We start from the raw sequence: 13,354 nt of genomic DNA, 5'->3' as shown, positions 1-13,354 counted from the left end.
GCCCGGCAGCACGAATGCCGCGCCTCCAGGGTACAAACCCCGGTGACGCGGCATTCATTCCGTGCGGGTGCTCCGGGCGGTCAGCCCTCGGCGGAGCCGTCACCGACCGGCGGCAGCTTCACGACGTCCACCGCCGGGGCCTCGACGGAGGAGGCGGCGGCGCCGTTGGTGAGCGCCAGCTCCTTCGGCGACTGGACCGGCGGGCGGGTCGACGGGGTGCGGCGGGAGGAGCCGGTCCACGCGGGGCGGGCCGGACGCTTCACGATGGTGGAGAAGACCTCGGCGATCTGCTCCTTGTTCAGCGTCTCCTTCTCCAGCAGCTCCAGGACGAGGTTGTCGAGCACGTCGCGGTTCTCGACCAGGATCTCCCAGGCCTCGTTGTGCGCGTTCTCGATGAGCTTCTTGACCTCTTCGTCGACGAGCCCGGCGATCTCCTCGGAGTAGTCGCGCTGGTGGGCCATCTCACGGCCGAGGAACGGCTCCCCGTCGGCCGACCCGAACTTGATCGCGCCGAGGCGCTCGCTCATGCCGTACTGGGTGACCATCGCGCGGGCCGTGGCGGTGGCCTTCTCGATGTCGTTGGACGCGCCGGTGGTCGGGTCGTGGAAGACCAGTTCCTCCGCGGCACGGCCGCCCAGCATGTACGCCAGCTGGTCGAGCATCTCGTTGCGGGTGGTCGAGTACTTGTCCTCCTCCGGCAGCACCATGGTGTAGCCGAGCGCCCGGCCGCGGGACAGGATGGTGATCTTGTGCACCGGGTCCGCGTTCGGGGAGGCCGCCGCGACCAGGGCGTGGCCGCCCTCGTGGTACGCGGTGATCTTCTTCTCGCGGTCGGACATGATCCGGGTCCGCTTCTGCGGGCCGGCCACGACGCGGTCGATCGCCTCGTCCAGGACGAAGTTGTCGATCAGCTTCTTGTCCGAGCGGGCGGTCAGCAGCGCCGCCTCGTTGAGGACGTTCGACAGGTCGGCGCCGGTGAAGCCGGGGGTGCGCTTGGCGACGGCCTTGAGGTCGACGTCGGGCGCGATCGGCTTGCCCTTCTGGTGCACCTTGAGGATGTCCAGACGGCCCTGGAGGTCGGGGCGCTCGACCGCGATCTGACGGTCGAAGCGGCCCGGGCGCAGCAGCGCCGGGTCCAGGATGTCGGGGCGGTTGGTGGCGGCGATCAGGATGACGCCGCCCTTGACGTCGAAGCCGTCCATCTCGACGAGCAGCTGGTTGAGCGTCTGCTCGCGCTCGTCGTGGCCGCCGCCGAGGCCCGCACCGCGGTGCCGGCCGACGGCGTCGATCTCGTCGACGAAGATGATCGCCGGTGCGTTGGCCTTCGCCTGCTCGAAGAGGTCGCGGACGCGGGAGGCGCCCACGCCCACGAACATCTCGACGAAGTCGGAGCCCGAGATCGAGTAGAACGGCACCCCGGCCTCGCCGGCGACGGCGCGGGCCAGCAGGGTCTTGCCGGTGCCGGGCGGGCCGTACAGCAGCACGCCCTTGGGGATCTTGGCGCCGACGGCCTGGAACTTCGCGGGCTCCTGGAGGAACTCCTTGATCTCCTGGAGCTCCTCGACGGCCTCGTCCGCGCCGGCGACGTCGGAGAAGGTGGTCTTCGGGGTGTCCTTGGTGAGCAGCTTGGCCTTGGACTTGCCGAACTGCATGACCCGGGAGCCGCCGCCCTGCATCTGGTTCATCAGGAACAGGAAGACCAGGACGATGATGACGATCGGGAGCATCGACAGCAGCAGGCTGACGAAGGTCGACTGGCGCTCGGGGCTCACGGTGTAGCCCTCGGGCAGCTGGCCCGCCTTGTACGAGTCCTGCAGCGTGTTGGAGATGGCGGCAGCCTGGCCGTCCGAGACGTAGGACGCCTGGAACTTGCTGCCGCTCGGGGGCTTGCCCGAGGACTTGGCCGGGAGCTGCTGGCCGTCCTTCAGCTCGATCTTGATGAGGTTCGAATCACCCGTGGTGATCTGCGCCTGCTTGACCTGTTGGTTGTTGATCGCGGCAATGACCTGGCCGGTTGACGCCGTCTTGTAGCCGTTCGAGTCAGAGACGACCTGCATCAGAACGATGACGGCCAGGACGGCCAGCACGATCCACATGATCGGCGCACGGAAGTATCGCTTGACGTCCATCCATGCGGGGCGTTGCCGCCCCGTCCCTCCTGCCACTCAACGGCGCTGCACGGCCCCGAGGGCCGCCGGCGCATCCGGTATGTGCTCATGAGAAGAGCGGTTCATTGGACCGTACCGCAGTAGCACCCGCACGTGGCGGGAGCACGACGACACGACCTCTTTCCTACGTGCCCTCAACGGGCGGGAACGGTGTGCCGTTCCCGCCTCTCGCCCGTGGGGTTCTCAGCCACCGTAGACGTGCGGCGCGAGGGTGCCGATGAACGGCAGGTTCCGCAGCTTCTCGGCGTAGTCGAGGCCGTAGCCGACGACGAACTCGTTGGGGATGTCGAAGCCCACGTACTTCACGTCGATCTCGACCTTGGCGGCGTCCGGCTTGCGCAGGAGGGTGCACACCTCCAGCGAGGCCGGGCGGCGCGAGCCCAGGTTGCCGAGCAGCCAGGAGAGCGTGAGGCCGGAGTCGATGATGTCCTCGACGATCAGGACGTCCCGGCCCGCGATGTCGGTGTCGAGGTCCTTGAGGATCCGGACCACGCCGGAGGACTTGGTGCCCATCCCGTACGAGGAGACGGCCATCCAGTCCATGGTCACCTGCGAGTGCAGCGTACGGGCGAGGTCGGCCATGACCATCACGGCGCCCTTGAGCACGCCGACGAGCAGCAGGTCCCGCCCGGCGTAGTCGTGGTCGATCCGCTCGGCCAGCTCGAGCAGCTTGGCGTCGATCTCGTCCTTGCTGATGAGCACCTTCGCCAGGTCGGCGCCCATGTCGTTCTGATCCACCGGGGATACGTCCTCAAACGTTCGGGGTCCTGTGTCGGCGGCGGCCCTGCGACGCGTTGCCGCTAGTCGCCCTGTCGCCGAAAGACCAGCGTGCCACACCTGCGGCCCGCCTCGACCCCCCCGGGTAGGTGCAGCGGTCCCTGGCCGCGCCAGCCGGTGACGAGCAGGTCGACGCTCTCCAGGTGGCGGGCGAACAGGTCGCCGGCCGGGCATCCGGCCCTCAGCGCCGCCCGGCGGAGCACCCGGCGGCGCACCGCGGGCGGGAGTTCGGCGAGCTTCTCGACGTCCAGGGCGCCTTCGGCCGTCCGGAGGTCGCGCTCGGCGAGGGCGGCCCACTGGTCGAGCGCGTCGGCGTCGTCGCGGAACAGCCGGGCGGTGCGGGCCAGCGCCTCGACCACGCCGCCGCCGAGGTGCTTCTCCAGCACCGGCAGCACCTCGTGGCGGACACGGGACCGGGTGTAGGCCGGATCGGTGTTGTGCGGGTCGTCCCAGACCGGGATGGACTGCGCGGAGCAGGCCTGGCGGGTGGCGGCCCGGTCGAGTTCGAGCAGGGGCCGGCGGTAGCGGCCCTTCTGGGCGGGCATGCCGGCGAGGGAGCGGGAGCCGGATCCGCGGGCCAGGCCGAGGAGGACGGTCTCGGCCTGGTCGTCGCGGGTGTGGCCCAGCAGGACGGCGAGCGCGCCGTGCCGGTCGGCGGCGGCGTCGAGGGCGGCGTAGCGGGCGTCGCGGGCGGCGCCCTCGGGGCCGCCGGCCCGGCCGACCTGCACGGGGACGGCCTCGACCGGGTCCAGGCCGAGCTCGCGCAGGCGCATCGCGACGAGGTCGGCGCGCTCGGTGGAGCCGGGCTGCAGGCCGTGGTCGACGGTGACGGCGCCGACGCGCAGGCCGAGTTTGGGGGCCTCGAAGGCCGTCGCGGTGGCGAGCGCCATGGAGTCGGCGCCGCCGCTGACCGCGACGAGCACGAGCGGGGAGCCGGGGGCGGCGGGGGTGCGGGGCAGCCCGGACGGGTGGCGGCGGGCGTTGCCGATCAGGGTGGTGGCGCCGGACGGCACCAGCTCGGCGGCGGGTCGGCTCTGCGGCGCGCGCACCGGCGCGCCGGCGGGGACGCCGGCCTCGGCGGCGAGGTCGGCGAGCGTACGGCGGACGGCGAGGCGTATCGCCGCGACGGCGGGGTGAGGGCCCACGGGTGCACTCCTTGACGGAGAGGGGGAGGGACGGGCGGCCTGGCCCGGGGCGGCGGGGCGGGGACCTCGCACGCTCACGGTCACCGGGCGCTCACAGATGGTCGCAGAAAGCGGCCCCCCGCCAGGCCGTGCGCGCCAGCGTCGGCCCCACCGTCCCACGTACGGGTGAATGGAGAAACGTTCATTCGGGCGCCGTACGCCCGGCTGGGGGCATCTGTACGGCTCCGGAGGGCCTCCGGCCGGTCCCGGGTTCCCGGCTCCGGCGCGGCCCCGACACCCGGCGGCCAGGCGACTCGGCGGTCCGGCGGATCGGGCCGGGGTCAGCGCGCCACCCGGGCGACCCAGGCGGCCGGGTCGTGGATCTCCTCCTTGGTGGGCAGCGTGTTCGGCGACGTCCAGACCCGGTTGAAGCCCGCGATGCCGACCCGGTCGACCACGCCCCGGACGAACACCGCCCCGTCCTGGTACTGCCGCAGCTTGGCGTCCATCCCCAGCAGGCGGCGCAGCATCACGTCGAGCCGGCCGGCGCCGCGGTCGCGGCGCCGCTGGAACTTCTCCCGGATCTCGGCGACGCTCGGCACCACCGACGGGCCGACGCCGTCCATGACGACGTCCGCGTGACCCTCCAGCAGCGACATCACCGCGGTCAGCCGGCCGAGCACCTCGCGCTGACCGGGCGACTGCACCGCCTCCAGCAGCGTCGTCGGCCCGGAGCCGTCGCCGCGGCCGCCCAGGCCGGGGATGCCGTCCGCGATCACCTCGCGGGCCCGCTCCAGCAGGGCGCCGGGGTCGACGTCGGTCTGGGCGAGGAAGCCCTGCACCTCGGACTGGATGTGGTCGCGCAGCCACGGCACGGCGCTGAACTGCGTGCGGTGCGTCTCCTCGTGCAGGCAGACCCACAGCCGGAAGTCGTGCGGGTCGACGTCCAGCTCCCGTTCGACCTGCACGATGTTCGGCGCCACCAGCAGCAGCCGGCCGGGCCCGGGCGGCTCCGGTCCGCGCCGCGGCTTGTCGAACAGCCCGGCCGGGCTGTCCGGCGCCGGCGGCAGCTCGGCCGGCGCGAAGGTCTCGTACTGGCCCAGCACCTTGGTCGACAGGAAGGCGAGCAGCGCGCCGATCTCGATGCCGGTGGCCTTCTCCCCCAGGGTGCCGGCGAACTGGGCGCCCGCGCCGTCCGTGCGGCGGGCCTGGAGCCGGTCGACCAGCGGCTGGACGATCGTGCGGAACCCCGCGACGTTGGCCCGCACCCAGCCGGGGCGGTCCACCACGAGGACCGGGGTGGCCTCGGCGTCCGCGAGCCTGGCGGGCTGCAGCCCGGTGTAGCCGCGGACGTGCTCCTCGGCCTCCAGGGCGTGGCGGCGCAGCTCGGCGACGACCTTCACCGCCTCCTCGCGGCTCACCTCCGGGCCGGGCCGGGCCAGCCGGGTGGCGGTCGCGACCGCGAGGTTCCAGTCGACCATGCCCGCTCCACCGCTCGCGCTCGTCATGCCCTCACCGTACGTGTTCCACGGCGGCGTGGGGAGGGAACCTGCCGCCGCCACGGGCGGCGGCGGGCGGGCGGCCGGCGGGCCGGTCGGTGGGCCGGTCAGTGGCAGCCGCAGGAGGCGATCCTGGCGACGATCCGGTCGACCGCGGAGCGGGCGTCGTACGCGCCCGCGGCGGTCTTCGTCATCAGGGCGAAGGTCAGCACCCTGCCGTCGGCGTCGACGACCGTCCCTGCCAGGGTGTTCACGCCCGCGAGGGTGCCGGTCTTGGCGCGGACGACGCCGGCCGCCTCCGACGCCCCGGAGCGGGCACCGAAACGGTTGACGAGGGTGCCGGTGAACCCGGCGACCGGCAGCCCGGTCAGCACGGGCCGCAGCTCGGGGTGGGCCGGCGAGGCCGCCCGGGCGAGCAGCGCGGTCAGGGTGATCGGCGGGATGAGGTTGGCCCTGCTGAGGCCGCTGCCGTCGTTGAGGACGACCCCGGCGGTCGGCACGTCCAGCGCGGCCAGCGCCTGGACGGTGGCGTCGGCGGCGCCGGCGAAGCTCGCGGGCCGGTGCGCGGCGAGCGCGGCCTGCCGGGCGACGGCCTCGGCGAGGGTGTTGTCGGAGGTGGTCAGCATCCGCTCGATCAGCCGGGGCAGGGTCGGCGACCGCACCTCGGCGACCGTCGGCGCACCGGCGGGGGCGGTGGTCTGCACGGGATCGCCGTCCACGGCGATGCCCCGGGCCCGCAGCGCGTCGGCGAACGCCGTGGCCGCCTGCCCGGCGGGATCGAACGCCCGGGCCGGGGCCTCGTCGGGCGACCGGGGGTCGATCCGGCCCTCGTCGACCATGAGCGGGGTCACGGCGGCGATGTTCACCGCATCGTGCTCCTTGTGCAGCAGCGGGCCGGTGTAGAGCGACACGTCGTAGCCGAGCCGGACGGCGGTGGTGCCGGACGCCTTCAGGGCGTCGGCGGTGCGCGCGGCCAGGTCGGCGAGCGAGGCGGGCGCGGTGTCGGGGTCGGCCGGGAGCCCGCCGATCCTCACCTGGTCGGCCGGCAGCACGGTCAGCGTCGGGTCGCCGCCGCCGACGAGGACGACGGTGCCGGGTTCGGTGCCGCGCACCACGGTCGTGGCGAGCCGCGTCGTGGGCGGGATGACGGCGAGTGCGGCGACGGCGGTGGCGAGCTTGGTGGTGGAGGCGGGGACGGCCGGGGTCGTCTCGCCGGACCCGTACAGCAGGCGGCCGGTGACGGCGTCGGCGACTGCGAAGTTGAGGGCGCCGAGCGCGTGGTCCTGCACGGTGGCGCCCAGCGCGTTCTGCACGCCGGGGCCGGTGGGCGCGACCCCGGTGTCGGCCGGTGCCCCGAGGACGGGGGCGGCGGCGGGAGCGGGCCGGTGCGCGGCGCCGGAGGCACGGGCGTCCGGCTTCCCGGTCGCGCCCGCGCCCCGGGGTCCGCCGTCGGTCCCGGCCCGGCCCTGCTGCCCGCTCCGGCCAGGTTCCGGTGACGGGCGGGCCGTTGCCGAGGACGGGACGGCCACCGCGACGGCGACCGCCAGCAGGGCCGCGACGACCCCGTCGGCCGCCCTCGCGCGCGTCCTCCCCGTGCCTGCGCCTACGTTCACCGACCGGCCCCTTTCCCGAGCACTCCCCGCCGTGCGAGACACTGGGATTCTGTCAGTACCTACCTTGGAGGAACCCTTGGAGTTCGACGTCCTCATCGAGATCCCGAAGGGCTCGCGCAACAAGTACGAGGTCGACCACGAGACGGGTCGCCTGCGCCTTGACCGCATGCTCTTCACCTCGACCCGCTACCCGGCCGACTACGGCTACGTCGAGGGCACCCTCGCGGATGACGGCGACCCGCTGGACGCGCTGGTCATCCTGGACGAGCCGACCTTCCCGGGCTGCCTGATCAAGTGCCGCGCCATCGGCATGTTCAAGATGACCGACGAGGCCGGCGGCGACGACAAGCTCCTCTGCGTCCCGGCGACGGACCCGCGCTGGGAGCACCTGAAGGACATCCACCACGTGTCGGAGTTCGACCGTCTGGAGATCCAGCACTTCTTCGAGGTCTACAAGGACCTGGAGCCCGGCAAGTCCGTCGAGGGCGCCGACTGGGTCGGCCGCGCCGAGGCCGAGGCCGAGATCACCGCCTCGATCAAGCGCCTGGAGGAGCAGGGCGGCCACTGAGCCGTCCTCTTCCCGCTCGGTTCTCCGACGTGACGAGGGCCGGGACGAGCAGCTGCTCGTCCCGGCCCTCGTGCGTGCGTGCGGTGCGGCGTCGCGTCCGCGGCTCCGGCGGTGCCGGGGGTGCCGGACCGCGGGGGCGGCGGGTCAGTCCGCGTCGTCGAGGCGGAAGCCGACCTTGAGCCCGACCTGGTAGTGCTCGATCCGGCCGTCCTCGATGTGTCCGCGGACCTGGGTCACCTCGAACCAGTCCAGATTGCGCAGGGTGCGGGCGGCGCGGTCGATGCCGTTGCGGATCGCGGCGTCGACGCCGTCGGAGGAGGATCCGACGATCTCGGTGACGCGGTAGACGTGGTCGGTCATGGCGGGTCTCCCAGCAACGATGTGACGGGGGGTGGTGCGGCGGTCCCTCGTCCACCGTGCCGCAGGACGCCGCGGCCCGCGCGCGCCGAGCCGCCGTCCGGGGCAACGCCGCCGGTCGGCCCCCGCCGGGTGCCCGGCCGCCCCGGCGCCCCCTAGAAGGCGGCCCGGACCTCGCCGACCACCGCGCCACCGCCGTGCAGCGGTTCGGCGCCGATCCGCGCGAGCACCTCGTCCTCCACGCCCAGTCGGCGCAGCGCGGCTGCCAGCACCGGGCCGCGCGCCCGCTCCGCGCCGTCGTCGATCTTGAACGCGAGCGCCCTCCCGTCGGCCAGCGCGACGACCTGGACGGCTTCGGCGCCCATCTTGGACAGCGCTCCCGGCAGGGCCCGCATCAGCCACGTGTCGGCCCGGCGGCTGCCGGCCACGTACTCCGGGTGGGCGCGCATCGCGTCGGCGACCCGCCGCTGCGGGGTGCCGGGCGCGGCGAGCAGGAGGGCGCGGTAGCCGCGGGCGAGGCCGGTGAGCGAGACGGCGAGCAGCGGCGCGCCGCAGCCGTCGGTGCCGACGTGGGCGGCCTGCTCGCCGGTGGCCTCCTCCAGGGCCTCCCGGGCCAGCACCTGGACGGGGTGACCGGCGTCGAGGTAGCCGGCGGTGTCCCAGCCGTTGGCGGCGCAGGCGGCGAGCCAGCCGGCGTGCTTGCCGGAGCAGTCCATGAGGATCGGCGCGGGGCCGCCGCCGGAGCGCAGCAGGAGGTCGGCCTCGACGCGGTCGAGCGGCAGGTCGGCCGGGGTGCGCAGGTCGTCCTCGGTGAGCCCGGCACCGGCCAGGATGCTGCGGACGCCGGCGCGGTGGAAGGCCTCCGCGGAGTGGCTGGAGGCGGCGAGCGCGAGCAGCTCGTCGTCGAGGGCGAGGCCGGCCCGGAGGGTGGCGACGGCCTGGAACGGCTTGGCGGTGGAGCGCGGGAAGACCGGCTCGTGCGGCGCGCCGAGCGCGTACTCGACGGTGCCGTCGGCGGCGAGCAGCACGAGGGAGCCGCGGTGGCGGCCCTCGGTGAAGCCGGAGCGTATGACCTCGGCGAGGGCGGGCAGGACGGACTGGGGCATGGGTGGCTCCTGACGGCTGTGCACTGGGTGAGGGTGGCCCGGCCGCCGCCCGCTCCTCAGCCCCCCGTGAGCAGGTCGTCGACCCGTGCTTCCCCTTCACGGTACCTGCGGGTGATCTCGGCGCTGCAGTCGTCCGCCGTCCGCTGGAGGTGCTGGCGCCGTCCGGAGACCTCGCGCTCGTGCCGGGTGAGGCGCTCCACGGCGGCGAGGAGGTCGTCGGCGGGGTGGGCGTCGAGGTCGGCGAGCTGGACGTCGCCCATGAGCGCGTCGGCCTCGCGGCGGTACTCCTCGCCGCGGGGCGGGCCCAGGGTGACGTGCCGGGCGGGGCGCCGGACCGGTGACGGCAGGTCCGCGAGGATGGCCGGCAGCCGGTCGAGCAGGTCGGCCGGGTCCTGGGGGCGGACGTCGTGCGACACCCGGCGGCGGGCGAGCTCGGCTCTCAGGATGTCCATCCGGCCCTGCAGCAGGCGGCGGAGGTAGGAGAGGTCCGCCTCCTGCTCCTGCGCGTTCCGCCAGAGCGTCCGGAGCTGGTCCAGGCCCAGCCCGCCGATGTCGCTCGCGTCCATCCACCACCTGCCAATGTCCTGCGTCCCGGTGCCGGTGCGGCCCGTGGGTGAGCACGTACCGGCCGCCCCCGGCGGTTCCCGGCGGGCGTCGCTGCCACCCGGTCGGGCGACACCGGACGGCGGTTTCCCGCTCCGCTCGGACGCGCCGCCACCCTCGGGCCGTCCGACAGCGTCCCACCCCGGCGGGGCCCGGCGCACCGCCCGGCACCCGAACGGCCCCCCTGGCGAACCGCCCTGGCTGGTACGACAATTGGCGCCTCGGCGCTGACCTGCGCCGACATCGGCGCACGCGTGCGCCACCCGGCGCGCACCACCGCCCCGCACGCCTCCGGCAGAATGGCGGCATGCGAGCAGTGGTGCAGCGGGTGACCGAGGCCGCCGTCCATGTGGACGGCGCCTGCGTGGGTGCGATCGACGGGCCGGGCCTGTGCGTCCTGGTCGGGGTGACCCACGAGGACACGCCGGCGAAGGCGGCGCAGCTCGCCCGGAAGCTGTGGACGCTGCGGCTGTTCGAGGGCGCGCCCGAGCAGTCCTGCTCCGAGCTGGGCGCACCGCTGCTGGTGATCAGTCAGTTCACGCTGTACGGCGACGCCCGCAAGGGCCGCAGGCCCACCTGGAACGCGGCAGCGCCCGGCCCGGCCGCCGAGCCGCTGGTGGACGCGGTGGTGGCCGAGCTGCGGGCGCTGGGCGCGAAGGTGGAGACCGGCCGGTTCGGCGCGGACATGAAGGTCTCGCTGGTGAACGACGGCCCGTTCACGGTGCTGCTGGAGGTCTGAGCCGCCGGGGGCGTCACCGCCCTACTGCGGCACGACCACGTCCTGGGTGCCGGGCACGGTGCCGGCCAGCAGCACGGCGTCGACCGGGGTGTTCCGCTTGACCAGCGCCAGGGCGATCGGCCCGAGCTCGTGGTGGCGCGCCGAGGAGGTCACGAAGCCCAGCGCCCGGCCGCCGTCGCCGTCGGCGGCGAGCCGCACCTCGGTGCCGTGCGGGGGCAGCTTCTCCTCGGTGCCGTCCAGGTGCAGGAAGACCAGGCGGCGCGGCGGGCGGCCCAGGTTGTGCACCCGGGCGACGGTCTCCTGCCCGCGGTAGCAGCCCTTCTGCAGGTGCACGGCGGTGGCCAGCCAGTCGACCTCGTGCGGGATCGTCCGGTGGTCGGTCTCGAAGCCGAGGCGCGGCCGGTGGCCCTCGATGCGCAGCGCCTCGTACGCCCACACGCCGGCCGCCGGGCCGTAACCGGCCGTCAGCTTCCCCAGCTCCTCGCGGGGCAGGAACAGGTCGCGGCCGTACGGGAGTTCGCGGACGACAGCGGCACCCACGGCGGAGGCGGTGGAACCGGCCGGGAGATGGACGACCGCGAACCCGTCGGTGGCGTCGGCGGTCTCGACCCGGTAGAAGAACCGCATGCTGTCGAGGTAGGCGAGCAGGGCCCCCTGCGTGCCCGGCTCGACGTGGATCCAGGTGGTCGTGCCGTCGTCGACCAGGTAGAGCGCGTGCTCGACGTGGCCGTTCGGGGAGAGCACCAGGGCGTCCGCGGCCTGCCCCGGGGGCAGCGCGCTGACGTGCTGGGTGAGCAGCAGGTGCAGCCAGGAGAGCCGGTCGGCGCCCGTGACGGTGAGCACGCCGCGGTGCGAGAGGTCGACGAATCCACGGCCGGCGGCGAGCTCGCGCTGCTCGCGGAAGATGTTGCCGTAATGCGCGGCGACGCCCGCGTCGGCGCCCTCCGAGGGGACGGCACCTGGCAGGTCGAGCAGCGGGCTCTTGATACCGGTCATACCGGCCAGCTTACGACTGCGGGCGGTGGCGCTTTTCGGTGCAGTCGGCGCAGCGGCCGAAGATCGCGAAGTGCTTGAGGTCGGTGTCGAAGCCGTACTCGGCGCGGAGGCCGTCGACCAGCGGGGCCGCGATCGAGGTGTCGGTCTCGGTGACCTTGTCGCAGTCCCGGCAGACCAGGTGGAGGTGGGTGTGGCGGCCCGCCAGGTGGTACGTCGGGGCGCCGTGGCCGAGATGGGCGTGCGAGACCAGGCCGAGCTCCTCCAGCAGCTCCAGCGTGCGGTACACGGTGGAGATGTTGACGCCGCTCGCGGTCTTGCGGACGTGGCCGAGGATCTCGTCCGGCGTGGCGTGGTCCAGGGCGTCGACGGCCTCCAGGACGAGCTGGCGCTGCGGTGTCAGCCGGTAACCGCGCTGCCGCAGATCGCTCTTCCAGTCGGTGGGGGTCTCGGTGTTCGCCACGGTGTGTCCCTGCCGGTTCGAGGTGATGGGACAAGTGTAGGGACCGGCCGAGCGGCCGGTCCCTGTCTCGCCCGACGCCGGGCCGGGGAACGCCCCTGCCGCCGGTCAGCGGAAGAAGGCGATCCCGTCGTCCGGGAGGTCGTTGATGTCCTTGATCAGCTGGGCGGGGCTGAGCACCTTGCGCAGCTGGGCGGACATGTACGGCCGGAGCGGCACCTCGGGGGCGGCCTTCTCGCCGACCCAGAGCAGCTCGTCCTTGACCAGGCCGTAGAGGCGCTTTCCGCCGGTGTACGGCGCGGCGCCCTCGATCCGGGCGACGGCGTCGGTGGCGAGGTCGATCTGCGGCTTGCCGTCGTGCAGCTTGCCGTACCAGACCTCGACGGTGCCGTCGTCGCGGACGGACGAGACCTCGACCTCGCGCTCGCCGGACGTGCCCTGCTGGTTGGTGGTGATGCGCCAGAAGGCGTGCTCGTTCTCCAGCGGACGGACCTTCTCGCCCTGCTCGTCCAGCACCCAGGTGCGGGAGCGGAACTCGAGGAACGGACGGCCGTCGTGCCGGAAGACGACCTCCTGGCCGAAGTTGCACTTCTCGGCCCCGGGGAAGTCGAAGACGCCGGCGCCCTCCCAGGTACCCAGGAGGAAGGCCAGCGGGACGACGTCCCGGTGGAGGTCGGAGGGAATCTCGATCATGTTCCTGCTGCTGTCGTCGGTGTGGGCCTGCGGACTCGTGCTACGGCCACCACGGTACGGCAGTGGGCGTCAGCGCTGGCCCTGGTAGAGCTTCATCACCGAGAAGAACGCGAACCAGGTGATCAGCACGGCCATGAGCACGAGCAGGCTGTCGAAGAAGATTTCCAGACCGGACACGAGGCGCTCCATTGCGGGCGGGCGGGCAGATACGTACGTCCCGGGGAGTCTATCGGCCGCACCCCCGGCCGGTCTTGGTGAGCCCCGCCACGCCGTCGCTACGCTGGGGCGCATGTCGAAGAAGCTGGTCATCAAGGTCACGGCCGGGGCGGACGCGCCGGAGCGCTGCTCGCAGGCCTTCACGGTGGCGGCGGTCGCGGTCGCCAGCGGGGTCGAGGTGTCGCTCTGGCTGACCGGGGAGTCGTCCTGGTTCGCCCTGCCGGGGCGGGCGGCGGAGTTCGAGCTGCCGCACGCGGCGCCGCTCCCCGACCTCCTGGAGTCGGTGCTGGCCGCGGGCACGGTCACGCTGTGCACCCAGTGCGCGGCCCGGCGCGACATCACCGAGAAGGACACGGTGGAGGGCGTCCGCATCGCGGGCGCGCAGGTCTTCCTCAGCGAGATCGTGCAGGACGGCGTGCAGGCGCTGGTGTACTGACG

The 13,354-nt window shown here is 73.7% G+C and carries 14 protein-coding genes; 3 read left to right on the top strand and 11 right to left on the bottom strand.

Annotated elements, in window-relative coordinates; all coding sequences use genetic code 11:
• Positions 1-80: 80 nt before the first annotated feature.
• From ftsH to dacB, 5 genes are all read right to left on the bottom strand, one after another.
• Positions 81-2,129: an ATP-dependent zinc metalloprotease FtsH gene (ftsH, locus tag SNE206_RS04460; protein ID WP_407912019.1), complete on the bottom strand. Its 2,049-nt coding sequence runs from the start codon at positions 2,127-2,129 to the stop codon at positions 81-83.
• Between the two features lie 222 nt (positions 2,130-2,351).
• On the bottom strand, positions 2,352-2,906 hold the full coding sequence (gene hpt / locus SNE206_RS04455) for a hypoxanthine phosphoribosyltransferase (RefSeq protein WP_405012057.1): 555 nt from the start codon (positions 2,904-2,906) through the stop codon (positions 2,352-2,354).
• A 62-nt stretch (positions 2,907-2,968) separates the two neighbouring features.
• A complete protein-coding gene (tilS, locus tag SNE206_RS04450; protein WP_407912018.1) occupies positions 2,969-4,090 on the bottom strand; it encodes a tRNA lysidine(34) synthetase TilS in 1,122 nt (373 codons plus the stop codon).
• Positions 4,091-4,410: 320 nt separating this feature from the next.
• Positions 4,411-5,577, bottom strand: a complete 1,167-nt coding sequence (locus tag SNE206_RS04445; protein ID WP_407912017.1) for a zinc-dependent metalloprotease — start codon at positions 5,575-5,577, stop codon at positions 4,411-4,413.
• A 98-nt stretch (positions 5,578-5,675) separates the two neighbouring features.
• Entirely contained in the window at positions 5,676-7,181 is a 1,506-nt protein-coding gene (dacB, locus tag SNE206_RS04440) for a D-alanyl-D-alanine carboxypeptidase/D-alanyl-D-alanine-endopeptidase (RefSeq protein ID WP_407912016.1), read from the bottom strand.
• A 76-nt stretch (positions 7,182-7,257) separates the two neighbouring features.
• On the opposite strand from dacB, the gene SNE206_RS04435 reads away from it, so the two are divergent.
• Positions 7,258-7,749: an inorganic diphosphatase gene (locus SNE206_RS04435; protein WP_407912015.1), complete on the top strand. Its 492-nt coding sequence runs from the start codon at positions 7,258-7,260 to the stop codon at positions 7,747-7,749.
• A gap of 144 nt (positions 7,750-7,893) precedes the next feature.
• Here SNE206_RS04435 and SNE206_RS04430 read toward each other — a convergent pair whose 3' ends face one another.
• The 3 genes from SNE206_RS04430 to SNE206_RS04420 form a co-directional block, all read right to left on the bottom strand.
• Positions 7,894-8,109 (bottom strand): dodecin, encoded by a 216-nt coding sequence (locus tag SNE206_RS04430; RefSeq protein ID WP_407912014.1) that lies wholly within the window; start codon positions 8,107-8,109, stop codon positions 7,894-7,896.
• A gap of 152 nt (positions 8,110-8,261) precedes the next feature.
• Positions 8,262-9,212 carry an asparaginase gene (locus SNE206_RS04425; protein ID WP_407912013.1) on the bottom strand — a complete coding sequence of 317 codons (951 nt, stop codon included), beginning with the start codon at positions 9,210-9,212 and terminating at the stop codon, positions 8,262-8,264.
• 56 nt (positions 9,213-9,268) lie between these two features.
• On the bottom strand, positions 9,269-9,778 hold the full coding sequence (locus SNE206_RS04420) for an ABC transporter substrate-binding protein (protein ID WP_407912012.1): 510 nt from the start codon (positions 9,776-9,778) through the stop codon (positions 9,269-9,271).
• Positions 9,779-10,122: 344 nt separating this feature from the next.
• Between SNE206_RS04420 and dtd the strand changes: the two genes are divergently transcribed.
• Positions 10,123-10,554, top strand: a complete 432-nt coding sequence (gene dtd, locus SNE206_RS04415) for a D-aminoacyl-tRNA deacylase (RefSeq protein ID WP_407912011.1) — start codon at positions 10,123-10,125, stop codon at positions 10,552-10,554.
• Positions 10,555-10,575: 21 nt separating this feature from the next.
• Here dtd and SNE206_RS04410 read toward each other — a convergent pair whose 3' ends face one another.
• The 3 genes from SNE206_RS04410 to SNE206_RS04400 all read right to left on the bottom strand — a co-directional run bounded on the left by SNE206_RS04410 (position 10,576) and on the right by SNE206_RS04400 (position 12,700).
• The gene (locus tag SNE206_RS04410) at positions 10,576-11,541 is read right to left on the bottom strand and encodes a YgfZ/GcvT domain-containing protein (RefSeq protein ID WP_407912223.1); all 966 of its coding nucleotides are present in this window, start codon (positions 11,539-11,541) and stop codon (positions 10,576-10,578) included.
• Between the two features lie 19 nt (positions 11,542-11,560).
• Entirely contained in the window at positions 11,561-12,010 is a 450-nt protein-coding gene (locus SNE206_RS04405; protein ID WP_407912010.1) for a Fur family transcriptional regulator, read from the bottom strand.
• A 105-nt stretch (positions 12,011-12,115) separates the two neighbouring features.
• Positions 12,116-12,700 carry an FABP family protein gene (locus SNE206_RS04400; protein ID WP_407912009.1) on the bottom strand — a complete coding sequence of 195 codons (585 nt, stop codon included), beginning with the start codon at positions 12,698-12,700 and terminating at the stop codon, positions 12,116-12,118.
• A 289-nt stretch (positions 12,701-12,989) separates the two neighbouring features.
• On the opposite strand from SNE206_RS04400, the gene SNE206_RS04395 reads away from it, so the two are divergent.
• Positions 12,990-13,352 (top strand): DsrE family protein, encoded by a 363-nt coding sequence (locus SNE206_RS04395; protein WP_405012068.1) that lies wholly within the window; start codon positions 12,990-12,992, stop codon positions 13,350-13,352.
• Positions 13,353-13,354 lie beyond the last annotated feature (2 nt).

Source organism: Kitasatospora sp. NE20-6 (genome assembly GCF_045862635.1).
Note: the sequence above shows the minus strand (reverse complement) of the source record. Positions and strands in the feature narration are given on the sequence as shown.